The sequence below is a fragment of the Dorea sp. genome, assembly GCF_977044405.1.
In genome coordinates this window covers 48,876-73,483 of record NZ_CDRRQK010000002.1, presented here as the reverse complement: position 1 = coordinate 73,483, position 24,608 = coordinate 48,876, and the positions used below count along the sequence as shown (strand labels likewise).

The following is a 24,608-nucleotide window of genomic DNA, read 5'->3' as shown; positions in this document are numbered from 1 at the left end:
TCAAGAATGTAGAATGTCTACAGTGTGAAAATAAACATAAAGGAGTAACTATATGAATAATTGGTTAGACAAACTTGAACGGAAATTTAGCAGATATGCGATTCCAAATCTGATCACATATATTATAATATTATATGCAGCCGGATTTGCACTGGAATTGATCAATCCGATATTCTATAGTCAGTTCCTTAGCCTGGATGCCAGTAAGATTCTTCAGGGGCAGATATGGAGAATTGTAACATTTATTATCCAGCCACCATCTGACAATTTGATTTTCATAGTATTTGCGCTGTATCTTTATTATATGATAGGGAAACAGCTGGAGGCAGCATGGGGGGCTTTTCGGTTTAATCTGTATTTCTTTTCAGGAATGCTCTTTATTGTAATAGGAGCCATACTGGCATATTTATTGACAGGAGCAGTACTCAGGATGGATACATGGTATCTGAATCTGTCATTGTTTTTTGCATTTGCAGCACTTTACCCGGATGTTCAGCTTTTACTATTTTTTGTCATACCGATAAAGATCAAGTGGCTGGCATTGCTTGATGGCCTGTATTTTGTCTATGCGATCGTGCAGGCTTTTCTTCCGGCCTACGGCGGAGGTGATTTTGGCATATATTATAAGGCGAATGCGCTTGCCGCATTTATCTCAATCCTGAACTTTATAATATTCTTCTTAAGTTCAAGAAATATGAAGCCATATGCACCAGGCCAGATGAAGAGAAGAACCGAGTTCAAACGTAAGGTAAAGCAGGCGGAAAGACCGGTAAATGTATATGCAAATGGAGCAAAACACAGATGTGCAGTCTGCGGAAGAACAGAGTTGGATGATCCGAATCTGGAATTCCGGTATTGCTCAAAATGTAATGGCAATTATGAATATTGCCAGGACCATTTGTTCACACATACACATGTTAAATAACTAAACTAAGAGAGGAATAGGGATAGTATGAAAAAAACAAAAATTATCTGTACAATGGGACCAAATACCAACGATGAATCTCTGATGAGAAAATTAGTTCAGAATGGAATGGACATCGCAAGATTTAACTTTTCTCATGGAGACCACGAGGAACAAAAGGGTCGTATGGATATGTTAAAGAAGATTCGCGAGGAAGAAAATAAACCAATCGCAATTCTTCTGGATACAAAAGGACCTGAAATTCGTACAGGTGTATTAAAAGACGGAAAGAAAGTACAGCTTGAAACAGGAGATACATTTACACTGACTACAGATGAAATCGTTGGAGACAACAAGATTGTATCTATTACATATAAGGGTCTGGTTGAGGATGTAAAGGCAGGGAGCACTATCCTGATTGATGATGGTCTGATCGAGCTGAAAGTAAAAGATAAAAAAGGCAATAACATCAATTGTGAAGTTGTTAATGGTGGAGAGCTTGGAGAGAAGAAGGGTGTCAATGTACCGAATGTGGCAATCCGTCTTCCAGCTATTACAGATAAAGACCGTGAAGATCTGAAATTCGGTGTAGAGCAGGGCGTAGATTTTATCGCTGCTTCATTTGTAAGAAACGCAGAATGTATTCTGGAGATCAAATCATTCTTGAGAGAATGTAAAGCTCCATATATTCCGGTTATCGCAAAAGTAGAGAACTTTGAAGCAATCAAGAACATTGATGAAATCATCCGCTGTGCAGATGGAATCATGGTAGCCAGAGGTGACCTTGGTGTTGAGATCCCGGCAGAAGAAGTACCATATCTTCAGAAAACAATTATCCAGAAATGTAACGATAACTTTAAACCAGTTATCACAGCTACACAGATGCTGGATTCTATGATGCGTAATCCACGCCCGACAAGAGCCGAGGTTACAGACGTTGCCAATGCTGTATATGACGGAACAGATGCAGTTATGCTTTCAGGAGAGACTGCGCAGGGTAAATATCCGTTAGAAGCACTGCAGATGATGGTACATATTGTTGAAAATACAGAAGAACATCTGGATTATGATATGATTCTTAGAAAAGCAGGAGAGCACAGACTTAAGAGTGCATCCAGTGCACTTGCACATGCAACTGTAACAACAGCAAATAACCTGCGTGCAAAATGTATCGTAACACCTACCGTATCAGGAGCAACTGCAAGAGTTGTATCTAAGTTCAAACCAAAAACAGGAATTATCGGTGTCAGTCCAAACGAGGCAACACTGAGAAGAATGCAGATCAACTGGGGGGTAAGACCGCTGAAATCAGTAGCTGTATATACAACAGAAGATATCTGTGGCAATGCAATTGATTTGATCTGTGCAAAACAGCTTGCAGAAGCAGGGGATATGGTTGTATTAACACTTGGAATTCCATCTACAAATGTATCTGAGAACAGAACTGTAAGTAATATGATGAGAATTGCAATGGTAGATGACAGAAAATAAATAATATTATAAAGGGATAATTCCCATATGGGAGAACCAGAAAGCGAAGAGGCTTGACGAACAGTTGATGCATGGCTTTCTGGTTTTTTTGTATACCAAAGTATGCAAGAAAAGCTGCCGGTGACAGGTTCTTTTGTATTACCGTGTGTTCGAAAGAAGATACCAGGGGCCGGTTCTGCAGATTGCAGGACTTTTTTGAGAAAGATTCTCCTTGACAGATAACAGAATATCGATTATAGTGTTCCTGTGGAGAACTACTAAAGAACCCAGAGGTGGATAAAAATGGAAGAACAATCATTTATAGAACGCCTGATGGAATTCGGACTTACAAGACAGGAAGCAAGTATATACCAGTGCCTTCTTACAGAAGGAAAGGTAACAGGATATGAAGTTGCCAAGCAGACGGGAATTTCCAGATCAAATGCCTATAATTCACTGGCGAATATGACGGAAAAAGGAGCAGCTTATCTGGTAGAAGAAGCCAGTACGAGAAAGTATGTGCCGGTATCACTGAATGAATTTTGTAAAAACCGTATCCGTAAGCTGGAAGAAAGTGGAAAATGGCTGGAGGAACATATGCCGTCTGAAAAAGCATATGCAGAAGGCTATATTACCATCGAAGGCGCAGAAAATATATTGAATAAAATACGTAATCTGTTATCGCAGGTAGATCAGAGAGTTTATATCAGTTGTACAAGAAACTATCTGCTGCTTTTGGTCCGTGAACTGGATGAACTAATGGAAGCGAGAAAGAAAGTTGTGATCCTTACAGATCAGCCGGCGTCTTTTCGCAATGCAAAGGTTTATTTAGGAGAAAACCGTGGAATGCAGATTGGGATCATAGCAGATTCCAAGTATGTACTTACCGGAGAATATGGAGAGGGAAGTATGAACACCTGTCTGTATTCCGGACAGAAAAACTTTGTTGAGTTGTATAAAACAGCACTTGCGAATGAGATAAAGTTATTATCAATACGAGAGGAGAACAGATATTAAGATGAAAAAAGTACCATTTGTCACAAAAGAACAATTAGATGAGATTATTAAAACTTATCCGACACCGTTTCATTTATATGATGAAAAAGGAATCCGTAAGAATATGGAAGCGTTAAGAGATGCGTTTTCGTGGAATAAAGGATACAGAGAGTATTTTGCAGTAAAGGCAACACCAAATCCGTTCCTGATCAATATTTTAAGAGAGTATGGATGCGGATGCGACTGTTCTTCTTATACAGAACTGATGCTTTCTGATGCGATTGGTGCTACTGGCGAAGATATCATGTTTTCTTCAAATGATACACCTGCAGAAGAATTCGTACTGGCAGATAAGCTGAATGCAATCATCAATCTGGATGATATTACACATATTGATTTTCTTGAAAAAGCAATTGGTCATATTCCGGAGACAATCAGCTGCCGTTACAATCCGGGTGGAATGTTCAAAATCAGTAATGATATTATGGACAATCCGGGAGATGCCAAGTATGGAATGACAACCGAACAGCTTTTTGAAGCATTCAAAACATTAAAAGCAAAAGGAGCAAAAGAATTTGGTATTCATGCATTCCTCGCAAGTAATACAGTAACAAATGAGTATTATCCAATGCTTGCAAAGGTATTATTTGAAGTAGCGGTTAAACTTCAGAAAGAGACAGGTGCGCACATCAAGTTCATCAATCTGTCAGGTGGTGTTGGAATCCCTTACAAACCAGATCAGGAACCGAATGATATCCGCGCAATCGGAGATGGCGTACGTCGTGTATATGAAGAAGTTCTGGTACCGGCAGGTATGGGCGATGTTGCAATCTATACAGAGATGGGACGTTTTATGATGGGACCTTATGGATGCCTTGTAACAACTGCCATTCATGAAAAACATACACATAAGGAATATATCGGTGTAGATGCGTGTGCAGTAAACCTGATGCGTCCGGCTATGTACGGGGCATATCATCACATTACGGTTATGGGAAAAGAAGATGCACCATGTGATCATAAATATGATGTAACCGGTTCTCTGTGTGAGAATAATGATAAATTTGCAATTGACCGTATGCTTCCAAAAGTTGATATGGGAGATGTGCTTGTGATTCATGATACAGGTGCGCATGGATTTTCTATGGGATATAACTACAACGGTAAATTAAAATCAGCCGAAGTGCTTCTGAAAGAAGACGGTTCTACACAGTTGATCCGAAGAGCAGAGACACCGGCAGATTATTTTGCAACATTTGATTGTTTTGACATTGGAAAAAAACTGATTAAAAAATAGATTGTGTGATTAACAATTGCACAGTATAATAATAGTACCTTTCTTATTTATATATTTCAGATAAGTGAGGTGCTATTTTTTTAGGAGGCGGAAATATATGAAAAAAAAGAGTATTCTTACTTTGATACTTATTTGTATAGTGATGATATTGTCGGCATGTTCGGGAATGAAAAAGGAAGATGCACAGAATTATGTAAAAGCGACACTGGATGCGGGATATAAGGCCCAATTCAAGGAATATATAGAAGTGACAAATTCTACAAAAAAAGCAGCCAGGAAAGAATATGAAGACAATCTGGATGATATTATGAAGGAGTCCGGACTAGATGAGATGGATATCTCAGATGAACTAAAAGCACAATATAGATCATTATATGAAAAAATGCTGAAATCAGCAAAATACAAAGTGGGTGAAGCAAAGAAAGGAAAAAAGGGGACATACGTTGTGGAAGTAACTGTGTATCCATTTACAGCATTCTCTTCTGTGTCAGGAGAACTGAATACATGGGTGAGGGAAACTTATGCAAATGCAACAGAAGTTCCAAGTAATGAGGAATTGAATGAAGCAATCATGCAGAAGATGTATGAACTAATGAATGAAAAAGTAGACCAGCCAACATACGATAAGAAAAAGAAAGTTCAGATTCGCGTGAAAATGAATGACGATGAAGTGTATTATATTCCGGCAAAAGATCTGGAAAACATAGATTCTGAATTGTTCCCTCAGACATAAGCAAAATAAAAGTAATAATTCACAAAAAATCATAGATTCCTGATTTGGGATTGACTATCCTGAATCAGTAATGTATGATAACAGTCAAATAAGTCGCCAGACTTCTATTAGGAAGAATGATATTCTTTCATTTAGGTAATCAATCAGGCAGATCATAATTCTTATATGATGTTGTCATATTTCATTATTAAATTTTTTTAATACTATAAAGTTGAAAATGGTATTTATTATATTAAAATCCATTCCGAACGGAAAAATCTAAGTTTCTAAACAAATCTAGATAATTGATCCGGTAAAACAATGATAAGAGCAGGAAAGGAGGAAGTAGACACCGGATTCATATTATAAAAACAAATCAAAATTTAAATCAGAAAAAATTACATCAAATCCCAAATGAAAAACAAAAATAAGAAAGAGAGGACGATCTATGACAAAACTTCATAGAAAGAAAAAAGCAGTGGCATCATTCCTTGCGGGTATGTTTTTACTGCAGGGAGCTTTTACGGGTGGTATTACCCTAAAGGCGGATGCGAAAGAAGCGGCGCAAAAGATAAAATTTGAGGTCGTTGGAGAAGGAAATGTTACAGTAACAGATGTGAATGATAAGGTGAAAAAGGTTGCATCGGAAGAGGCTTTTGAAGTTCCGGAGGGAATGTGTGTCCGTGTATCGGCGGATGCGCCGGAAGAGACATCCATTACAATGCAGGTAATGGATGTGCAGGGGAAATATGAGCTGGAGGATAGAACAAGCGTGAATGGTCAGGAATTCTGGCGTGATATTACAGCAATGGGGATTGAGAAAAAAGTTGTAATTACGTTCGGAGAGGAACCTGTGGCAGTAGAGCGAAATAGAAGAAGCAAAAGACAGGCGGGAAACAGTGAAGAAAAGCCAGAAGTGGGGAATGTATTTACCGGTAAATGTGTAATCGAAGCGGTAGATGGCGGAAATGGACATACAGTACATGGCGTTACGATAGGTGGATTTACAGGAATTCTTGCCGGAACAACAGCTTTTGGAGGATGTGCGGATCACACGGCAGCGGCTCCGTATGTAGGACAGGAATATACATACCGTTATACGGTTACAGGTGTGAATAAAAGTACCGGGGAAGTAACTGGAAATCTATATTGCACCAGTGTGACAGGGGCAACAGACGGAGTGACAAAAGATGCTAACGGACGTCTGATCGGATATCAGAGAATCAGTGGATCAGCGTTGATACATAGAAGTTACAGTGGATTTGCCAGACTGACCAAGGGAAAAACAGAAACCACATTAACAGATGGTAATATTTGTTATTCACTGGCAGGAGCCGTATATGGAGTGTATAAGGATGAACAGACAACGCAGGAAATTGCTGAATTTATTACAGATGCGGATGGAAATGCCAATACTATCGAGACTGAAGAAGGCCAGTATTATGTGAAGGAAAAGAAAGCACCATCTGGATATAAATTAGACAGACAAGTATATCCGGTGCAGGTACGTTCCGGCCAGACGACAGAGGTGCATGTAAAAGATATACCACTTTATGTAACAACCGGATTCGAGATTGAAAAATTGGATCAGGAAAAAGGATATGGAGATCCACTGGGGGCAGGAAGTCTGGAAGGTGCGGAATTCACTGTAAGATATTATGCGGGAGAATATATCAAAGAAAACTTACCGGATGAAGCGGAAAAAACATGGGTATTAAAGACTAAAAAAGAGGAGGTAGAAGAAAACGGGCAGAAAAAAGAACGCTACGTGGCAAAATTAGAAGATTCTTATAAAGTAAGCGGTGATGAGTTTTATCTTTCGGAAGGGGCAGGAAAGCCGGTACTTCCACTTGGAACACTTACGATTGAAGAGACAAAAGCGCCGGAAGGGTACATACGAAGCAGTGAATTACAAGTTACAGCTATCCGGCAAGATGGGGATCAGGCACAGATAACAAATGGGCAAGTATATAAAGCAATGAACCAGATTATCAGAGGAGATATTGAGTTTAAGAAAAAAGATGAAGAGAGCCAGGCATCAATGGCAGGGATTCCGTTTGAAATTACATCTATGACAACCGGGGAAAGCCACCGGATCATGACAGATGCCAATGGGTATTATTCATCAGAAAGTGCGTATGTGAAGCACAGTGAAAATACCAATACAGGACAGCCGGAAACGGGTCTTTGGTTTGGCAGGAACAGTGATGGAAAAACACTGGAAGTAAATGATTCTTATGGGGCACTGCCGTATGATACATACGAATTGAAGGAAGTAAGATGCGAAAAAAACAGGGATAAGTCTCTTTATAAAGGAACATTTAAAATTACAAAAGATCAGTATGTGGTTGATCTTGGCACAATTATGAATCCAGATCTTATGATATCAACCGTGGCAAAAGATGAAAAGACAGGTACACATTATTCCAAAGCAGACAAGTCTGCGACAATTATCGATACCGTAAGTTATACCGGATTAAAAAAAGGAAAAGAGTATACCATGAAGGGAATTCTGATGGATCGGAAAACCGGAGAAAGTATAAAAGATGGAGAAGGAAAAGAGATAACTGCTGTTCGAAGATTCAAACCAAAGACAGCAGAAGGAAATGTAGAAGTGGAGTTCACATTTGATGGAAGCACACTGCAGGGAAAAGATATTACAGTATTCGAAGAGTGTTATATTGAAAATGATCTGATTGCAGTGCATAAGGACCTGGAGGATAAAAATCAAATGATTCATTTTCCGGCGCTGCAGACAGAAGCAAAAGATCAGAAGACAGGACAGAATGTGACAAAAGCAGAGAAAAATATTGTAATCCTCGATACAGTACAATATAAGAACCTGAAAGAGGGCAAAAAATATAAAGTTACAGGAACTTTGATAGATAAAAAAACAGGAGAAAAAATCAAAGATGCAAAAGGCGATGCTGTAACATCACAGATCGAACAGGATAACATTGATGGAATCATAAATAGAATTTCAAGTGAAGAAAATTATGATGATATAAAGTGGATTCTGGATGCCCCAGTGAGAAATCTGGTACAGAAGGCAATAGATGATTTAGTGAAGGCAAATGCTGATTTTCACGCGAAATCGGGTATGAAACCAAAAATCATACGCAGATCTTCAGGACATTGCTGTGAATGGTGCAATAAAATAGCTGGCGTATATACATATCCGGATGTGCCTGAGGATGTATTCCGCAGACATGACAACTGTGACTGTATATTGGAGTATTATCCGGGAAATGGAAAGAAACAAGATGTATGGTCGAAAGAATGGAAAATTGAAAAAGAATCTGATAAAATAGAAGAAAGAAAACTACAGGGATTAAGTCCAGATTCGGACGAAATCATACGTAATATACGAGAAAAATTAATTCCAGAACAGAACCGGGGAAAAATCGCTACCAGGCAAGAAATACACCGCCAAGGAACAGCTATGTACGAAGCCAGAAAACAGGCGTTGGAAGAAAAAGGTCAATATGGTCCATCGTACATAACAGTGTCGGACGAAGAGGTATTACAACTGGTGAAAGAGTATTCTGGAACTGGTAAATTAAAATATGATAGAAAAGGAAACTGGAATTCACAGGAGATTGTAATCACAAATGACAAGATAATTGGAGTTGTAGTTGACAATAGAAATGGTAATAGCGCAGAAACTCCGGTATTTAAAATCCATTATGCAAAAGATGGAGTGCATATTGTACCGGATTATCCGAGCAAAAAGAGGTGATGGGTATGACATATGATGAAATAAAAGAATTTTTACATAAAAATGTTATAGTAACGGATATAGATGAAAATCATATCAAAGGAACTATGACTAATACGGTGTCAGAATATGACACAGCATCGGGAAAGGAAGAAGTAGAACTCGATGCAGGAAAAATATCTTATGGAATTCCATTGGATGAAATTAAGAATATAGTAGAAATACAGTAAGCTGTCAGGAAAAAACTGGCAGCTTTTGCTTTTGATTGGAGGCTGCATGGGAGAAGTAAGGAAGGGGAGGCAAACCCCGACACAATCTGTTACGCTGCCTTATTCTTCAACGCATGGAGCTGAAGCTATAGATATATATAATTCGACAGGGAGAACTGCACAGGAATGGCAGGAGCTTCTACTGTCGGACATTCTGGCCGTAAATGAAGAGGGATTGTGGGTTCATACAAAATTTGGATATTCAGTCCCCAGACGTAATGGAAAGAATGAAATTGTTGCAATAAGGGAAATGTATGGATTGAAAAAAGGAGAAAAAATCCTACACACAGCGCATAGAACGACAACTACACATAGTGCATGGGAACGACTATTGAAACTGCTCGAACAGGCAGGAATCAAGGTCGTTTCTTCGTATAGAGCCTTTGGAAAAGAACATATTGCAGTAGAAGGCGGTGGCAAGGTCGAATTCCGAACACGAACGTCAAAGGGTGGATTAGGAGAAGGCTTTGATGTATTGATTGTTGATGAAGCACAGGAATATCAGGATGATCAGGAAAGTGCTTTGAAATATGTCGTAACGGATAGTAAGAATCCGCAGACAATATTTTGCGGAACACCACCAACACCAGTAAGTTCAGGAACGGTATTTACAAAATATCGTAAAGCAACATTAGAAGGAAGAAATGTTGATTCAGGGTGGGCTGAATGGTCAGTAGAAGAAAAAACAGATCCCCGGGATATTGAAGCCTGGTATGAGACGAATCCATCATTGGGAACTGTATTTACGGAAAGATCTGTAACAGCTGAAATAGGAGATGATGATATTGACTTTAATATACAGCGTCTTGGATTATGGATTAGATATAATCAGAAATCGGCTATTAGTGAAACGGAATGGAATGAATTAAAAGCCAGTGTAAGGCCAGAATTAACAGGAGAATTATTTGTTGGGATAAAATATAGCAAAAATGGAAATGCAGCAATGGCAGTAGCATCTAAAACGGAAGAGGGCAAGATATTCGTGGAGTGCATTGATTGTCGTGAAGTAAGAGCAGGAGATGCATGGATGCTTGCATATTTAAAGCAATGGAAAGCAAGAAAAATAGTTATAGATGGAGCATCAGGGCAGCAGTTGTTAGAAGAGGAGATGGGAGAATATGGGATAAAAAATGCACACCTTCCAACGGTAAAAGAAATTATTGCAGCAAATGCAAAGTTTGAACAGGGACTGTATCAGAGAAATATAGTACATTCTGGACAGCCATCACTTGTGCAGGCAGTAAGTAACTGCGAAAAGAGAGCAATAGGAAGCAATGGTGGATTTGGATACAAAGCGATAAAAGAAGAAATAGAAATAGCCTTGCTGGACAGCATAATACTTGCGTATTGGGCGTGCAGTGAGACAAAGGTAAAAAGAAGAAAGCAAAGAATAAGTTGTTAGAAGACGTCCGTAAAAGGATGTCTTTTTACATATTACGCAACCCAGCGGTTAATGGAGAAAGGAGCATTACAATGGCATTTGAACCAATTACGACACAGGAACAGCTTGACCAGGTAATCGGAGACAGAATTGCAGGAGTAAAAGCAAAATATGAAGGGTTTGACGATTACAAGAAGAAAGCGGAATACTATGATGCCTTGAAGGAAAAGGCAGATGGATTTGAACAGCAGATAGCGGCCATGAATAAGGAAATCAATGGTGATGATAAAAATCCGGGATATAAAAAGCAGATGGAAGAAATGCAGGGCAAAATTAAGAAATATGAAGCAAGTTCACTGAAAATGAGAATTGCAAATGAACACGGAATTCCATTTGAACTGGCTGAAAGATTAAGTGGTGATGATGAAGAGGCGATCAAGAAAGATGCGGAGACGATGGCGAAATTCTTAAAGAAAAAAGATGTACCACCGCTTGGGCAGTCTGATCCACAGAAAATGGATGATAAAAAAACAGCAATGAAAAATATGCTGGCTAATTTGAAAGGAGAGTAAAAAAATATGGCAACATCAAAAGGAACAATGTTTGATCCTACACTGGTTACGGATCTGTTAAATAAAGTAAAGGGAAAATCATCGTTGGCAGCACTCCATGCACAGGATCCAATCCCATTCAACGGAAGAAAAGAATTTGTATTTTCAATGGACAATGAAATTGATATTGTTGCAGAAAATGGAAAGAAAACAGAGGGTGGTATTTCGGTAGATCCAGTAACAATTGTACCAGTGAAATTTGAATATGGTGCAAGATTAAGTGATGAATTCTTGATTGCTACGGAAGAAGAACAGCTGGATATCCTGTCAGCGTTCAACAATGGATTCGCTAACAAGGTTGCAAAAGGATTCGATCTTGCGGCAATGCATGGAATTAATCCAAGAACAGGAACAGCTTCATCTGTAATTGGGACAAATCATTTTGATGGAAAAGTAACCCAGACGGTAGATTATACATCTGCAACACCAGATGCAAATCTGGAAGATGCAATTGCAGTAGTTGACGGATCAGATGGAGATGTGACAGGACTTGCGCTTTCAAAAACATTTGGATCAGCAATGGCTAAAGTAAAGGCTAATGGAATTAAACTGTATCCAGAATTTTCTTTCGGTGGGACACCAGAAGCATTTAATGGAATTCCAACGAGTGTGAACAGAACTGTATCCGGCGGAACAGCAAAAGTTCACGGAATTATCGGAGATTTCCAGAACGCATTCAAATGGGGCTATTCAAAAGAGATTCCAATGCAAATTATTGAGTATGGTGATCCAGATAACTCAGGAAAAGATCTGAAAGGATACGGACAGATTTACATTCGTGCAGAGCTTTACATGGGCTGGGGAATTCTTGTACCTGAATTCTTCAGTAGAATCAGGGAGGCATAGGATGAAATATAAAAATATTAAGACAGGTGTAACGATTGAAACGGAATCAAAAATTACAGGAAAAAATTGGGTAGAATATGGTGATCCGGAAGACACAGATCCAGAGGATGGCGATCCGGAAGACACAGATCCAGAGGATGGCGATCCGGAAGACACAGATCCAGAGGATGGCGATCAGGAAGATGAAAAAAAGGAAACGGAAAAGAAAAAGACGGGACGCAAGAAAGCAGGAACAAATTAATGAAAGCATTCGCAACACTGGAAGATATAACGAATCTGTGGAGAGATCTAAAAAGTGACGAGATCGAGAAGGCGGGAAATCTTCTTGAAATTGTGTCCAATTCGCTTAGATATGAAGCAACAAAAGTTGGAAAGAATCTGGATGAAATGATTGCACAGAATGAAGCACTGGCATCTGTTGCAAAATCAGTCACCGTTGATGTGGTGGCAAGAACACTGCTTACATCAACGGAAAACGAACCAATGACACAATTTTCGCAGTCAGCACTTGGATATTCTGTAACAGGAACGTATCTGGTTCCAGGCGGTGGATTATTCATTAAAAAGTCAGAGTTGTCCAGACTTGGATTAAGAAGACAAAAAGTAGGAGTGATGGACATATATGGGCTTGATGATTCGGGGAATACCGGTAGTTCTGTATGAAAGAAAGCTATCAGGAAAAGATGGCTTTGGACATCCGACATATGAGGAGACTGCAGTAACCGTAGAAAATGTGCTGGTGGCACCAGCAACAACCACAGAGATATTAGACACCTATAATGTTACAGGGAAAAAGGCAGTATATAACATTGCAATTCCAAAAAAAGATGATCACACCTGGCAGGATTGCCGGGTGGATTTCTTTGGAGAAGCATGGAAAGTGATTGGATTCCCACAACAGGGAATAGATGAAAATATACCGGGCGACTGGAATCAGAAGTGGATGGTGGAACGATATGGGAAGTAAGGTAAAAGTTGTACTAAATCGTGAAGGAGTAAGATCACTGATGCAGTCGCAAGAGATGCAGACAATATTGATGGAAAGAGGAAATTCCATAGCAAGTGCAGCGGAAAAAGAAGCATATGTTGCTCAGACGCGTGCTGTTGTCGAAGTGCGCGGAGATGATGGGAATAATAGCTTGCTGAAAGGATTGGGAAAAAATGATAGAAAAAAGAATTAGAGATTATCTGGAAGACAAACTTGATATTCCTGTAAGAATGGAAGAAGAAGAGTCTCTGATTGGAAGATATATCATCGTTGAAAAGACTGGTGGAAGTGAAAGAGATCATCTTGCAAGTGCGATTTTGACAATACAGTCTTATGCACCAACGCTTTATGAGGCAGCAGAACTTAACGAAATTGTAAAAAGTAAAATGGAAAATATTATTGAATTGGATGATATCAGTAAATGTGAGCTGAACAGCGATTATAACTATACGGACACAAAACGCAAGAAATATCGCTATCAGGCAGTATACGATATAATCCATTTTTAGATTGGAGTGAAAGTATGGACAAGAGAAATGTAAGTACTGGAAAGCCGAAAGTCGGGGGTGCCATTTGGAGAGCACCAGCAGGAACGACATTGCCTAAGAGTACAGAAGAAGCGCTTGATGCAGCATTTAAGGAACTGGGTTATTGTTCTGAGGATGGAGTTACAAACTCAAACAGCCCGGAAAGTGATAATGCTAAAGCGTGGGGTGGAGATACAGTTGCAACTATGCAGACTTCGAAAGAAGACAGCTTTAAATTTAAGCTGATCGAGGTCTTAAATGTAGAAGTGTTAAAAACGGTGTATGGTGACAACAATGTTACTGGATCATTAAAAGAAGGCATTACGATCAAGGCAAACAGTGATGAAAATGAAGAATGTGCATGGGTTGTTGATATGATTTTAAAGGGTGCTGTGAAACGTATCGTAATTCCATCGGCAGCAGTATCTGAGGTTGCGGATATTACATACAAAGATGATGATCTGATTGGATATGAAACAACACTGAAAGCAACGCCTGACACGGATGGACAGACACACTACGAATACATTAAGGGCACAACAAAGGAATAACGGAGGATTGAAAAAACAATGATTACTGGAACAACAGAAAGCGGATTCACCTATGAGATTCCAGAAGAAGCACTGGACGATTATGAATTATTCGAAGATCTGTGTGCTGTTGACAATGGAGAAGTAGGTAAGATCACAAAAGTAGCAAGAGGATATCTTGGAAATGATCAGATGCAGCGTTTGAAGGATCATGTAAGAAATAAGGAAACTGGAAGAGTTTCATTGAAAAAAATGGTTGAAGAAATAACGAATATTATGATGAACAATAAACAGGGAAACTCTTAATCCTCGCCCATATGATGAATATAGATAAAAACGCGTTACTGTGCGATCTTGCAGAAACGTATCATATCTATGATTACAGATCCTTACCATTGCATATGGTGGGGATTTTTGCGTGTGGTCTGAGGGAAGATTCAAGAATCATGATGAAAGTAATGGGTGTGAAAGTGAACACGATCCAGACATTACTTGCACTGATTGCAGATAATACACGATTGATTGCATGGTTGCAGTCTTCAGATGGAGAAAAGGGAATCAATAGACCAAAACTATTATTGGCTATGATGAGCGAGGAAAAATACAGCGAGAATAATATTGAAACATTCGAAAATGGACAACAGTTTGACGATGAATGGAATAGATTGACAGGAGGTGAGCAATAGTGGCCACAGAATTAGCAAAAGCTTATGTACAGATTGTTCCGTCAGCACAAGGAATAAGCGGATCCATCTAAAAGGTATTGGATCCAGAGGCATCAGTTGCAGGTGAATCATTTGGCGGGAAGCTGGTTGGAACAATTAAAAAAGTATTGGCAACGGCCGCTATAGGAAAAGCACTGTCAACGGCAATTTCTGAGGGAGCCGCTCTTGAGCAGTCCTTAGGAGGAATTGAGACGCTGTTCAAAGAATCGGCAGATAAGGTAAAGGCAAATGCAGCACAGGCGTACAAAACAGCCGGAATGAGTGCAAATGAGTACATGGAGCTTACAACCAGCTTTTCTGCGAGTCTTCTGTCATCGTTAAGTAACGATACAGCGAAAGCAGCAGATGTAGCAGACATGGCAATGGTGGATATGTCTGATAATGCGAACAAGATGGGTACCAACATGGAAGATATCAAGAATGCATATCAGGGATTTGCAAAACAGAACTACACGATGTTGGACAACCTGAAACTTGGATACGGCGGAACAAAAACGGAAATGGAACGTTTGCTGGCAGATGCACAGAAGATAACAGGAGTAAAATATGATATCGACAATCTGGCAGATGTATATTCAGCGATTCATGTAATACAGGGACAGCTGGATATCACAGGCACAACAGCCAAAGAAGCAGCAACAACCATATCTGGATCATTTAATGCTATGAAAGCGGCGGCTCAGAATGTTATGGGAGAAATTGCTCTTGGAATGGATGTTGGTCCAGCACTGAGTGCATTGGCAGATACTACAGTGACCTTCTTAGTAGGAAATTTACTTCCGGCTATTTGGAATGTGCTTTCGGCTTTGCCAGGGGCGTTGATCACATTTGTCGAATTACTGATTCCGCAATTGGTGGCGGCAATTATGCAGTTTATTCCACAACTTACAACAGGAATTACGACGGCACTTCCAATGCTGGATGGTTCAATGGTACAGATGTTCAACCAAATGGTGATTGCTATAAGAACACAGCTTCCAGTGATGCTATTACAGGGAGTTACAATAATTACAAATATCATAAATGGAATATTGCAGAATTTACCGCAGTTGATCACTACGGCAGGGACATTAATATCACGCTTCGCAAGTGCAATTATGCTGGCATTTCCGAAAATTTTGGAGGCTGGTGCAAGATTAATAGTATGGCTTGTGAATGGTATAATACAAAATTTACCGGCAATCGCAACGGCAACAGTACAGGCTATAACAACCATAACACAAACGATAGGACAGAATATGCCAAGGTTTTTGCAAAAGGGTATCGAAATTATTGGTAGACTTGCAGCAGGATTAGTACGGGCTATACCAACATTGGTTGGTACGATACCTTCCATTATTGCAGCTATATATAATGCATTTACAGGAACTGACTGGTCTTCTATTGGACGAAATATCATTAGTGGAATTGCATCGGGACTAAAAAGTGCAGGGCATATGTTATGGGCTGCTGTTAAAGGAGTGCTGGGAAGCTTTAAAGACAATGTATTGGAATTCTTCGGAATTCATTCCCCGGCAAGATGGGGCGTGTTTGTCGGAAATATGATTGATGCTGGTGTGGCCAATGGAGTTATTGGAAAGCTTCCACTGGTAAATGCAGCGGCAAATAAGCTTACAGAAATGGCTTCCAGCCCATTCTCAGAGATGAAAATGGGGTATACGGTAAGTGGAGATAGCAGCGGAAATTCAGGAGAAGCAGTAAATAGACTGGATACGTTGATCACATTGTTAAGAGTTCTTATTGAAAATAGACAGAATGGAAATGAAACGTTGAGTAACAGAGAACTAATTCGTGCTCTAAGAGATATGGGGGTTGTATTTGCATGATAGAAATAAAATATGTATGTTCCAATGGAAAAGAATACAACCTGATCGGTAACCGGATGCGTCCAACATCCGGTTATTTTCATGAATATGAATGGGAGCCTTCTGTAACTGAAAATGCAATTGGCGTAGATGTGTACGGATTTGAAAAAAGTCCGAAGACATATAAGATTACATTAACAATAAGAGGAAAGCTGGAAGAAAGAAAAAACCTGCTGGATGAATTGACGAACTGCTGGGAATATGATGTGGCGAACCTTACACCTGGAAAGATATACTTCGGAAAATATTATATAAATTGCTATATAAAAGAAATGACGAATAAAGTATCTGATACAAGGAACAATTGGACGGATTGTGAGATTAGCATATATTGCCCGTATCCAATGTGGGTAGAGGAATTGAGCAAAAGCTTCTATGCGGCTTCGGAGAATTCTGAAAGTGAATATGAATATTTGGATTATCAGTATGATTACAAATATGATTATTCGAAACCAGCGACCGGAGCGGAAACGTGGAATATAGAACATTATAGGAAGAGTAATTTCAAAATGATTATATATGGTCCGTGTGTAGATCCTAAAATTATGATCGCAGATCAAGAATATCAAGTGTTTGATACCCTTGAAGTAAATGAACATATAGTAGTTGATAGCAGGCACAAAAAGGTGATGAAATATAAAACCGATGGTACAGAGGAAAATATATTTTATAAGAAATCTACACAGAGTTCTATTTTTACAGAAATACCAGAAGGTGAATTATTAGTTAGTTGGGATGGAACATTCGGCTTTGACATAACTGTATTCAAAGAAAGGAGCGTGCCGGAGTGGAGCTGATAAAAACAGATCTACAAGGAACAGCAATTGGATACGTGGAAAAAATGGATATTGATTTCGAAGTTGGAGAAGATGAAAGCGATAGCATTAATGATTTCCAACTGGAAATGAAAAGACGGAATTGGGATGATTCTATAAAATATGGAATAAGAGTCTATGCGGATTGCACAGAATTTGGTGGTATCGTGCGGGAGATAGGCACAGATTCTTCGGCAAATGTAATATATGCAAAAGGCTATACATGGCGAGGAATGATGACCAAAAAAATTATAGAACCGTTATCAGGAGAAGATTATGCAACAGCAACAGGTGAATTGAATGCTGTTATAAAAGATCTGATAGAAAAAGCATTTCCAGGATTATTTTATGGAGTAGATATTGATACAGGTGTAAAAGTGACAAATTATCAATTCGAAAGGTATTGCAGCTTGCATTCAGGATTGAAAAAAATGTTGGAATCTGTTGGATATCGGTTGGATATTAAATATAAAGAAGAAGGAAAAACAGGTCATGTATATGTAGGTGCTGTGCCAATACAAGATATGTCTTCAGAATATGAATTCACAAACGACAATAATATGAGCTTTACAACAGATGATAATAGGCGCGGTGTGAATCACCTGATCTGCTTGGGAAAGGGAGAACTGAAGGATAGGACGGTAGTACATCTATATGTAGATAACAATGGAAAAGTCTCTCAAACACAATATTATACAGGCGCAGATGAAATTACAGAAACGTATGACAATAATGGAGTGGAAGAGGATGAATTACTGAAAAACGGGACAAAAGAGCTTGAATCCAGAAAAGATAATAAGACCTACAATATGAAAATCGTCAAAATAGAAGAAAATTTGGAAGTAGGAGATATTGTAGGGGGAAAAGATTATCTGACAGGAATCAGTGCAAAAAAGCCAATAGCGAGAAAAGTATGGACGGTTTCATCGGGAAAAGAAAAGATAGATTATAAGCTGAAAGGAGAATCCTAATGGAGATAATCACAGGTTATACAGGGAAGCCGCATATCACAGCAGAACAGGCAAGAGATCTAAATCAGGGGATTGTTGGGACAAGTTCTTATGTGATGAATGTTGGACAGAAGTTGAGACTGGAAGTGAAGTCAAATAATGAGTTGGCAATGTATGATGGTATATTGGTGCATCAGGGATGTGCTGCATCAATCAAGAAAAATACATATGACACACTTACTATTGAAAATGGAACACAAGGGATGAAACGCATTGATCTGATCGTGGCCAGATATTCGAGGTCAGCCGGATCGGGTGCGGAATCAGTAGAAGTAATTGTGATCAAAGGGACTCCAGTGGCATCTAACCCAGAAATCCCAGCGTATAGAACGGGAACGGTTCAACTGGGAGATACGGTAGATATGCCATTGTATAAAGTTAGAATTGAAGAACTTAGTATTAAAAGTGTGGATAAGTTATTCGAAGAGGTGGATAATCTTGGAAAACTATCTGGGAAATGTGCTTATGCATGGAACTATTATACAGCACCAGAAATTGTAGTGCAGGCAGGTACACGATACACATTAAGAAAGGACACAATAAAAACAGCGGGAGGATTATGTGTAGTAAATGTATATGGAGCAATAAAGACATCAGAAAGCGCAGCGGCAGCAGTATTGGAAGTTACAATTGATGATGAATATTCAGATGCAGAATATGTTCGGGCACGAACAATATCAACAAATGATATTGAAGTGAATGCAACGGAAATATTTAAGAACCTGGGTGCAGGAACGCATGAAATTGAGCTGAAATTGTATGTCGATGCATCTCAGAATGCATCTGCAACACTGTGTAAAGATCACACATATGGCATGAGTTGTATAGAAGTGTAGGAGGTGCGAGATGGCAATTGAATATTGTGTAATTGATCCGTTGAAAAGAACTATCAACATTCCAGCATCACAGAAAACACTTGGGGCACAGTCGGACAAAGATTCAGAAAGAAGATACTTTCAGTGTCCTAAGATTGTGGGCGATAATATAGATCTTACAAAGGCAAAGATATATATTAATGCACAAAATGCATCTGGATCAGTATCCGGAAAGGATAGATATGAAGTAACAGATATTAAAGAAGAAGGAGATAATGTAACATTTTCATGGTTAATATCAAGAAAGATAGTTGCATACAAAGGAAAAGCAAAATTTAGCGTCTGTGTAATGGTAAATTCTGAAGACAAAGAATGGAATACAACCATTGCTGAAGGAGAAGTGCTGGAAGGATTGGAGCTTACGACACCGGAAGAACGTGAAGAGAGAGGGCAGGATTTTCTGGCGGTTCTTACAGCAGATGCAGATGCAGAAGAAGAGAGCATAGAAGCTGGTAAAAGCGGATATGTGAAAGGAAAAAAAGTAAAAGGAAAACTGTCAAATGAAAATGATTTTGCTGTAACCCTTAATAATCCAGAACTGGCTACGACGATTATTAATATACCAGGATTTGGACAGTCGAATCTACCAGTGATTAAACATACGGGTGTGATTAAATTAAAAGATACAAGTAAACCTGTATTGATAAAAGGAGAGAATACAAAAGAGTTTTCATGTACAGAAGTTGCAAGTCGATATGGAGATGCAGAACCGGAAGATGTGAAAGCGGGAAAGACTTTTACTTCCTCTTCAGGAATAAAAAAAGAGGGAACTAGAGTAGAAAATGGAAAGGTAGCACAAGGCACAGTAAAAGGACAAGGAATAGATGATATTACTATCAATACTGGGTTAAGTAGCGTTTCAGTGTTTGTACTATATGCCAAAGTAACTACAACAAATCGAACAGGTCTTCAAACATTATATTATGATCAGAATGGAATACAGGCATTAGGAATCAAATATAGCTCATATCTTTCAACACCATCAACTGAACATGGCGAAGTTGATGTAAATAATGGAACAGTAACATATAAACCAAAGAATGGAACAGAAACAACAAACTTGATTTCGGATAAAGAGTATAGATGGATAGCAATTGGATAGGAGAACATAAAATGAAAAAGTTTGGAAAAGCGATGATTGCAGTATTATTAATGGCAGTAATGACAGTACCGGTAAGTGCGGAAACAAGACAGTATACAGGTAGTAAAAGTAATTGGAACATGTGTGGGGTGCAATACGGAAAATGGTACAATGCCTGGAAGAACTGGAAAGATAAATCTAAGAACGCAGTTATACTTCCAGATCTGGATGAAGATAAGCCAGTTATTACACTTGTAGCACCAAATATTACAGAAGCAAAGTATCAGCACAAGTGCCCTTATTATGGCATGCACCCTGAACTTATTATCCGTTGGGATGAAGTTTCGGGAGCTGAGAGCTATGAAATAGAAGTGACAAAAGCGGATGGAACGGTACTTGACTATACATCTACATATACGTCTTTGATTGATCGTGGAGAGTGTCCAAGAGTATATATAGAATCTACGAGTACGTGGACATCTGCAACGGTCAAAGTTAGGGCGGTAAACGGAAACGAAAAAAGTGAGTGGAGTACACCGAGATCAATCAGTTGTGATATGTTGCATTTTTAAAGAAAGGAAGTTTGAGCCATGAATAATATCATTATGGTAGATCTGGACTCAACATTTGTAAAAGCATCTGGTATCTGGCAATGGGACTATGGACAGATATTGCGGATGCAAGGGAAAAAGTTTCCGAAGGCAGTAGAAGTACATTTTTCTCTGAACGATAAAGGCGGGAATGCTGTTACCAGAATAGGAACAACAACAGATGGAGCTACGGATGTTCCTATACCAGATTCATTTTTAGAAAATAGTGGTTGTACGAAAGATTATATCGTATATGCATTTTTGTATTTGGCTGATGAATCTAAAGGAAGTACAGAGTATAAAATTGCAATGCCAATAAAAGCGAGACCAAAACCAGAGATACCAGGAACACCAGACGAACCAGAGTTGTTCCGAGAAGTTATAAAAAATGTCAATGAAGCGGCAGAGCGAGCAGAAACAGCGGAAGAAAATGCAAGAAACAGTGCACAAACAGCTACAGAAAAGGAAGAAAGTACAGAAAAAAATGCTAAAGAAGTAACTGAGGCAAAAGAACATATAGATGAAGCGATAAAAACATTTGATAAAGATTCGTCGGAAAAGCTGGAAAAAATAAATGCGGCAAAAAAAGATACAGAATATTATGCAGGAATGGCAGAGCAAATTGCAACGAAGAATGGATTTTGCCAGATGGAAATAAATGAAAGTGGCCATATTATTTTGAAACGAACAGACACTATTGCGGATAATATAAATTTTGCACTAAATGAGAAGGGACATTTGGAGGTGGAGATAAAATGAGTATTATTGAAACAGATCTTGGAGCAGCAACAGCGTATGCTGAAGCGGTAGAAGCGGGATATAAAGGCACAAGAGAAGAATTCGGAAAATTGCTTGCAAATTTTGTTGGCTCTGCAACAGAAGTAGAAGAAAACAGAACAGCGGTGGAAAAGATAAAAGAAGAGTTAGAAAATACAGTAAATGTATTTGATCAGCATGTTAGTGATAAAACAGATGAAGCAAATAAGGAAATAAAAGAAGCCACAGATGATGTAAAAGGGAAGGCAATAGAATCTGTTGAAAGTGCCAGAGACGAAGGAAAAAGTGCAATAGCGGCAGCAGTGGAGGAAGGAAAGAAAAACTTTGTGACAGATAAGAATTTGGAAGAAGAAGGGAGAGCTGCTGATGCGAAGGCTGTAGGTGATGTTGTTGGTCAACTAAAGGAAGATTTGGATGAAGTAATAAAAGAAGGAATATCGGATAATCTTATTGAGAATTTGAGCGAAACATTAATGAGTAATAATCCGGGAGTATCACGAGATGTAAGCGATAATAAAATAACTGTAACTTGCGACAATGCCATTACGTATGGAAGTGCATCAATATCTGATTTCAAATTTAGAAAAGGGATGATATATGTTATAGGTTGCGATGTTGTTGAAGTGCAAAACGAAGCGGTGCCCGTTATGGCGATTAGGGATGGCCAGGGGATAATACTGGAAAAAATATCTGATGGTACATTAGGAACTTTTGAAAAAAGATATGTTGCAACTGGAAATGAAAGTATAATAAGTTTTTTTGCTACAATGTCTCATGCTGCACCGAAAGCATCAGCTACATTTGCGAACGTTCATATTAGAGAATATGAATTGGCTGATGCAAGAAAAAAAATAGATATCTTGGATGGAAGAACAAAAAAATTGGTAAACTTATTTAACAAGGATGATGTCGAGTATGGGCGAAGAATTGCAGCGGATGGCAAAACCCTTGAATTCGATATGAACTATGTAATTAGTAATTACATACCGTGCAAAGAATCGGATGTATTACGAAGATGGGTTGATGGCACAGCGTCCTTCAACGGTAATTATATTTGGGGATATGATAGTGAAAAAAAGAGAATTGGAGTATTATATTGTGAACCAAAGACTGAAAAAATAAGATTGCATTTTGATGGATCGGAGGCAACAAGTTTAGCGTATATAAGAATTTCGGTGAAAGTATCCGACATTGAAACAACGATGATTACTGTTAATGAAAAAATGGGGGATGAGTATACACCGTACAAATATTCGCTCAAGGACGCTTATGACATAATACGGAATTTGCATAATGTAAATAACAATATAATTACAATCGAGGTTAGCGAAAATAAATACATAACTACGAAAAATGATTCCATCGATATAAACGAATTTGTTTTTGATGCTGGTTATGTAAGTGCTGTCTCAAAATGTGAAAGTGGCGATAGATACTTAGTAAGCGGTGCAAGCGGGGATGCTCCTAGATTATGGGCGTTTGCTGATGCAAACGGGAAATGTTTAGCTAGATCGGATAATAATATTGCGCAAAATAATATAAGTTTGGTCGCACCTGAAGGGGCTGCATATGCAATTTTCAATGCACACAATGTAAAAGGCGAATATTCTTTTGAAAAAAAGGTGGATTATAGTTTAAGCACACAGTACATTATGAATAAAATAAAAAGACAGGAAGCTAAAGAGGATGATTCGAATAACATTTCTGAAAAGTACAGCTATAATTTTGAGTATGATGAACCTGAAAAAATTCCAGTAGGTGATGACGCATTATCGTATGATGACTTTATAGGAAGAACATGGGAAGTATTAAGGGGACAATATCCGAATGAAATTACTAGAGAAATAATTTGTAAAGACACAAGTAATACATTTAATATTTATAAGTATATATTTCAACCGAAATTTTACAAGAAAACTGTATTCCTTTGTGCCGGGATGCATGGTGATGAGTATGAAGGTTTCTGGGGATTATATAGATTCATGGAGTTGTTGTATAACAAAAGTTATAAAATAGATGGCTTGAGAAGAATAAGACATGATGTTAGATTTGTGATTATTCCAGCATTAAATCCGTATGGAATAACACATAAACAAAGATATAATTCTGAGAATGCCGATCCAAATTATAATTACGATGTACGATTTTCCGATTCGAATTATAGACATAGTGGTACAGTTCCATTTCAATATAATGAAGTCAAAGCTGTTAAGACGATATTAGAAGAATATGGAAAAGAAATAGTATTGCACTGTGAATTCCATACAGATCCATACCAAGCAGAGGTTGGAAATTATGTAGAATGCTTGAGTGAAAGTATATTATATAAGCCATTGTATAATTTGACATTGGACAACAGAGCAAATTTAAAAGAAAAATATAATTTTACAGCAACTTATTCGAATGTTGTCTATCCAACAATGGGATCTAATGTCTTTCGGTATATGGAAGAAGTGTGGAATATTCCATCAGCGATAATAGAAGCAAGCGTTGGATTTTTCGCAAATTCAGGGACGGAAAAACAAATGAAAAGTGTAGTAGAATGGTATGTAAATGCAATTATTGAATTGATTCATCTAGTTACCTAAATCTTCCGTTATTTTACTATTTCTTACCACTAA

General features: G+C 38.5%; 26 protein-coding genes. All 26 read left to right on the top strand.

All coding sequences use genetic code 11. From position 1 onward, the window contains the following. The first annotated feature begins 52 nt into the window (after positions 1-52). The 26 genes from ACWJAF_RS01365 to ACWJAF_RS01240 all read left to right on the top strand — a co-directional run bounded on the left by ACWJAF_RS01365 (position 53) and on the right by ACWJAF_RS01240 (position 24,575). Complete coding sequence (locus ACWJAF_RS01365; protein WP_448861724.1) at positions 53-925, top strand: rhomboid family intramembrane serine protease; 873 nt, start codon at positions 53-55, stop codon at positions 923-925. 27 nt (positions 926-952) lie between these two features. Continuing rightward, on the top strand, positions 953-2,395 hold the full coding sequence (gene pyk, locus ACWJAF_RS01360; protein ID WP_296031038.1) for a pyruvate kinase: 1,443 nt from the start codon (positions 953-955) through the stop codon (positions 2,393-2,395). Positions 2,396-2,677: 282 nt separating this feature from the next. Further along, on the top strand, positions 2,678-3,391 hold the full coding sequence (locus ACWJAF_RS01355; RefSeq protein ID WP_296031040.1) for a TrmB family transcriptional regulator: 714 nt from the start codon (positions 2,678-2,680) through the stop codon (positions 3,389-3,391). Position 3,392: 1 nt separating this feature from the next. Then, entirely contained in the window at positions 3,393-4,667 is a 1,275-nt protein-coding gene (locus ACWJAF_RS01350) for a diaminopimelate decarboxylase (RefSeq protein WP_448861722.1), read from the top strand. A gap of 97 nt (positions 4,668-4,764) precedes the next feature. Continuing rightward, positions 4,765-5,400, top strand: a complete 636-nt coding sequence (locus tag ACWJAF_RS01345; RefSeq protein ID WP_448861720.1) for a hypothetical protein — start codon at positions 4,765-4,767, stop codon at positions 5,398-5,400. A gap of 427 nt (positions 5,401-5,827) precedes the next feature. Beyond that, positions 5,828-9,118 carry a VaFE repeat-containing surface-anchored protein gene (locus tag ACWJAF_RS01340; RefSeq protein ID WP_448861718.1) on the top strand — a complete coding sequence of 1,097 codons (3,291 nt, stop codon included), beginning with the start codon at positions 5,828-5,830 and terminating at the stop codon, positions 9,116-9,118. A gap of 5 nt (positions 9,119-9,123) precedes the next feature. Further along, the gene (locus ACWJAF_RS01335) at positions 9,124-9,327 is read left to right on the top strand and encodes a hypothetical protein (RefSeq protein ID WP_448861715.1); all 204 of its coding nucleotides are present in this window, start codon (positions 9,124-9,126) and stop codon (positions 9,325-9,327) included. Between the two features lie 289 nt (positions 9,328-9,616). After that, positions 9,617-10,768: a terminase gene (locus ACWJAF_RS01330; protein WP_448861713.1), complete on the top strand. Its 1,152-nt coding sequence runs from the start codon at positions 9,617-9,619 to the stop codon at positions 10,766-10,768. A gap of 71 nt (positions 10,769-10,839) precedes the next feature. Continuing rightward, entirely contained in the window at positions 10,840-11,319 is a 480-nt protein-coding gene (locus ACWJAF_RS01325; RefSeq protein WP_448861711.1) for a capsid assembly scaffolding protein Gp46 family protein, read from the top strand. A gap of 6 nt (positions 11,320-11,325) precedes the next feature. Continuing rightward, positions 11,326-12,204 carry a phage major capsid protein gene (locus ACWJAF_RS01320; RefSeq protein ID WP_448861709.1) on the top strand — a complete coding sequence of 293 codons (879 nt, stop codon included), beginning with the start codon at positions 11,326-11,328 and terminating at the stop codon, positions 12,202-12,204. A 1-nt stretch (position 12,205) separates the two neighbouring features. Further along, positions 12,206-12,445, top strand: a complete 240-nt coding sequence (locus tag ACWJAF_RS01315; protein WP_448861708.1) for a hypothetical protein — start codon at positions 12,206-12,208, stop codon at positions 12,443-12,445. Next, positions 12,445-12,867 (top strand): phage Gp19/Gp15/Gp42 family protein, encoded by a 423-nt coding sequence (locus tag ACWJAF_RS01310; RefSeq protein WP_448861706.1) that lies wholly within the window; start codon positions 12,445-12,447, stop codon positions 12,865-12,867. Before ACWJAF_RS01315 ends, ACWJAF_RS01310 begins: the two co-directional genes overlap by 1 nt. Then, a complete protein-coding gene (locus ACWJAF_RS01305) occupies positions 12,827-13,171 on the top strand; it encodes a hypothetical protein (protein ID WP_448861704.1) in 345 nt (114 codons plus the stop codon). Before ACWJAF_RS01310 ends, ACWJAF_RS01305 begins: the two co-directional genes overlap by 41 nt. Continuing rightward, on the top strand, positions 13,161-13,385 hold the full coding sequence (locus tag ACWJAF_RS01300) for a hypothetical protein (protein WP_448861702.1): 225 nt from the start codon (positions 13,161-13,163) through the stop codon (positions 13,383-13,385). The genes ACWJAF_RS01305 and ACWJAF_RS01300 overlap by 11 nt, the downstream gene beginning before the upstream one ends. Beyond that, positions 13,366-13,701 (top strand): hypothetical protein, encoded by a 336-nt coding sequence (locus ACWJAF_RS01295; protein ID WP_448861700.1) that lies wholly within the window; start codon positions 13,366-13,368, stop codon positions 13,699-13,701. The genes ACWJAF_RS01300 and ACWJAF_RS01295 overlap by 20 nt, the downstream gene beginning before the upstream one ends. Positions 13,702-13,715: 14 nt before the next feature. Beyond that, the gene (locus tag ACWJAF_RS01290; RefSeq protein WP_448861698.1) at positions 13,716-14,270 is read left to right on the top strand and encodes a phage tail tube protein; all 555 of its coding nucleotides are present in this window, start codon (positions 13,716-13,718) and stop codon (positions 14,268-14,270) included. Between the two features lie 18 nt (positions 14,271-14,288). After that, entirely contained in the window at positions 14,289-14,555 is a 267-nt protein-coding gene (locus tag ACWJAF_RS01285; protein ID WP_448861696.1) for a hypothetical protein, read from the top strand. 11 nt (positions 14,556-14,566) lie between these two features. Beyond that, the gene (locus tag ACWJAF_RS01280; protein ID WP_448861695.1) at positions 14,567-14,935 is read left to right on the top strand and encodes a DUF5361 domain-containing protein; all 369 of its coding nucleotides are present in this window, start codon (positions 14,567-14,569) and stop codon (positions 14,933-14,935) included. A 77-nt stretch (positions 14,936-15,012) separates the two neighbouring features. Further along, positions 15,013-16,800: a phage tail protein gene (locus ACWJAF_RS01275; RefSeq protein WP_448861693.1), complete on the top strand. Its 1,788-nt coding sequence runs from the start codon at positions 15,013-15,015 to the stop codon at positions 16,798-16,800. Continuing rightward, a complete protein-coding gene (locus tag ACWJAF_RS01270) occupies positions 16,797-17,636 on the top strand; it encodes a hypothetical protein (RefSeq protein WP_448861692.1) in 840 nt (279 codons plus the stop codon). Before ACWJAF_RS01275 ends, ACWJAF_RS01270 begins: the two co-directional genes overlap by 4 nt. Continuing rightward, the gene (locus ACWJAF_RS01265) at positions 17,627-18,625 is read left to right on the top strand and encodes a hypothetical protein (RefSeq protein ID WP_448861690.1); all 999 of its coding nucleotides are present in this window, start codon (positions 17,627-17,629) and stop codon (positions 18,623-18,625) included. The genes ACWJAF_RS01270 and ACWJAF_RS01265 overlap by 10 nt, the downstream gene beginning before the upstream one ends. Then, positions 18,625-19,500 carry a hypothetical protein gene (locus tag ACWJAF_RS01260; protein ID WP_448861688.1) on the top strand — a complete coding sequence of 292 codons (876 nt, stop codon included), beginning with the start codon at positions 18,625-18,627 and terminating at the stop codon, positions 19,498-19,500. Before ACWJAF_RS01265 ends, ACWJAF_RS01260 begins: the two co-directional genes overlap by 1 nt. A gap of 10 nt (positions 19,501-19,510) precedes the next feature. Continuing rightward, positions 19,511-20,641, top strand: coding sequence for a hypothetical protein (locus tag ACWJAF_RS01255; protein ID WP_448861686.1), 1,131 nt, complete (start codon positions 19,511-19,513; stop codon positions 20,639-20,641). A gap of 11 nt (positions 20,642-20,652) precedes the next feature. Continuing rightward, positions 20,653-21,192 carry a hypothetical protein gene (locus ACWJAF_RS01250; RefSeq protein ID WP_448861684.1) on the top strand — a complete coding sequence of 180 codons (540 nt, stop codon included), beginning with the start codon at positions 20,653-20,655 and terminating at the stop codon, positions 21,190-21,192. An 18-nt stretch (positions 21,193-21,210) separates the two neighbouring features. Then, entirely contained in the window at positions 21,211-21,969 is a 759-nt protein-coding gene (locus ACWJAF_RS01245) for a hypothetical protein (RefSeq protein WP_448861682.1), read from the top strand. Further along, a complete protein-coding gene (locus tag ACWJAF_RS01240) occupies positions 21,966-24,575 on the top strand; it encodes a DUF2817 domain-containing protein (RefSeq protein WP_448861680.1) in 2,610 nt (869 codons plus the stop codon). The genes ACWJAF_RS01245 and ACWJAF_RS01240 overlap by 4 nt, the downstream gene beginning before the upstream one ends. The last annotated feature ends 33 nt before the right edge of the window (positions 24,576-24,608 follow it).

What these genes read in the sequence shown, in the direction of transcription:
- ACWJAF_RS01365 (WP_448861724.1), top strand. Translation starts at nt 53, where the DNA reads ATGAATAATTGGTTAGACAAACTTGAACGGAAATTTAGCAGATATGCG.
- pyk (WP_296031038.1), top strand. Translation starts at nt 953, where the DNA reads ATGAAAAAAACAAAAATTATCTGTACAATGGGACCAAATACCAACGAT.
- ACWJAF_RS01355 (WP_296031040.1), top strand. Translation starts at nt 2,678, where the DNA reads ATGGAAGAACAATCATTTATAGAACGCCTGATGGAATTCGGACTTACA.
- ACWJAF_RS01350 (WP_448861722.1), top strand. Translation starts at nt 3,393, where the DNA reads ATGAAAAAAGTACCATTTGTCACAAAAGAACAATTAGATGAGATTATT.
- ACWJAF_RS01345 (WP_448861720.1), top strand. Translation starts at nt 4,765, where the DNA reads ATGAAAAAAAAGAGTATTCTTACTTTGATACTTATTTGTATAGTGATG.
- ACWJAF_RS01340 (WP_448861718.1), top strand. Translation starts at nt 5,828, where the DNA reads ATGACAAAACTTCATAGAAAGAAAAAAGCAGTGGCATCATTCCTTGCG.
- ACWJAF_RS01335 (WP_448861715.1), top strand. Translation starts at nt 9,124, where the DNA reads ATGACATATGATGAAATAAAAGAATTTTTACATAAAAATGTTATAGTA.
- ACWJAF_RS01330 (WP_448861713.1), top strand. Translation starts at nt 9,617, where the DNA reads ATGTATGGATTGAAAAAAGGAGAAAAAATCCTACACACAGCGCATAGA.
- ACWJAF_RS01325 (WP_448861711.1), top strand. Translation starts at nt 10,840, where the DNA reads ATGGCATTTGAACCAATTACGACACAGGAACAGCTTGACCAGGTAATC.
- ACWJAF_RS01320 (WP_448861709.1), top strand. Translation starts at nt 11,326, where the DNA reads ATGGCAACATCAAAAGGAACAATGTTTGATCCTACACTGGTTACGGAT.
- ACWJAF_RS01315 (WP_448861708.1), top strand. Translation starts at nt 12,206, where the DNA reads ATGAAATATAAAAATATTAAGACAGGTGTAACGATTGAAACGGAATCA.
- ACWJAF_RS01310 (WP_448861706.1), top strand. Translation starts at nt 12,445, where the DNA reads ATGAAAGCATTCGCAACACTGGAAGATATAACGAATCTGTGGAGAGAT.
- ACWJAF_RS01305 (WP_448861704.1), top strand. Translation starts at nt 12,827, where the DNA reads ATGGGCTTGATGATTCGGGGAATACCGGTAGTTCTGTATGAAAGAAAG.
- ACWJAF_RS01300 (WP_448861702.1), top strand. Translation starts at nt 13,161, where the DNA reads ATGGGAAGTAAGGTAAAAGTTGTACTAAATCGTGAAGGAGTAAGATCA.
- ACWJAF_RS01295 (WP_448861700.1), top strand. Translation starts at nt 13,366, where the DNA reads ATGATAGAAAAAAGAATTAGAGATTATCTGGAAGACAAACTTGATATT.
- ACWJAF_RS01290 (WP_448861698.1), top strand. Translation starts at nt 13,716, where the DNA reads ATGGACAAGAGAAATGTAAGTACTGGAAAGCCGAAAGTCGGGGGTGCC.
- ACWJAF_RS01285 (WP_448861696.1), top strand. Translation starts at nt 14,289, where the DNA reads ATGATTACTGGAACAACAGAAAGCGGATTCACCTATGAGATTCCAGAA.
- ACWJAF_RS01280 (WP_448861695.1), top strand. Translation starts at nt 14,567, where the DNA reads ATGATGAATATAGATAAAAACGCGTTACTGTGCGATCTTGCAGAAACG.
- ACWJAF_RS01270 (WP_448861692.1), top strand. Translation starts at nt 16,797, where the DNA reads ATGATAGAAATAAAATATGTATGTTCCAATGGAAAAGAATACAACCTG.
- ACWJAF_RS01260 (WP_448861688.1), top strand. Translation starts at nt 18,625, where the DNA reads ATGGAGATAATCACAGGTTATACAGGGAAGCCGCATATCACAGCAGAA.
- ACWJAF_RS01255 (WP_448861686.1), top strand. Translation starts at nt 19,511, where the DNA reads ATGGCAATTGAATATTGTGTAATTGATCCGTTGAAAAGAACTATCAAC.
- ACWJAF_RS01250 (WP_448861684.1), top strand. Translation starts at nt 20,653, where the DNA reads ATGAAAAAGTTTGGAAAAGCGATGATTGCAGTATTATTAATGGCAGTA.
- ACWJAF_RS01245 (WP_448861682.1), top strand. Translation starts at nt 21,211, where the DNA reads ATGAATAATATCATTATGGTAGATCTGGACTCAACATTTGTAAAAGCA.
- ACWJAF_RS01240 (WP_448861680.1), top strand. Translation starts at nt 21,966, where the DNA reads ATGAGTATTATTGAAACAGATCTTGGAGCAGCAACAGCGTATGCTGAA.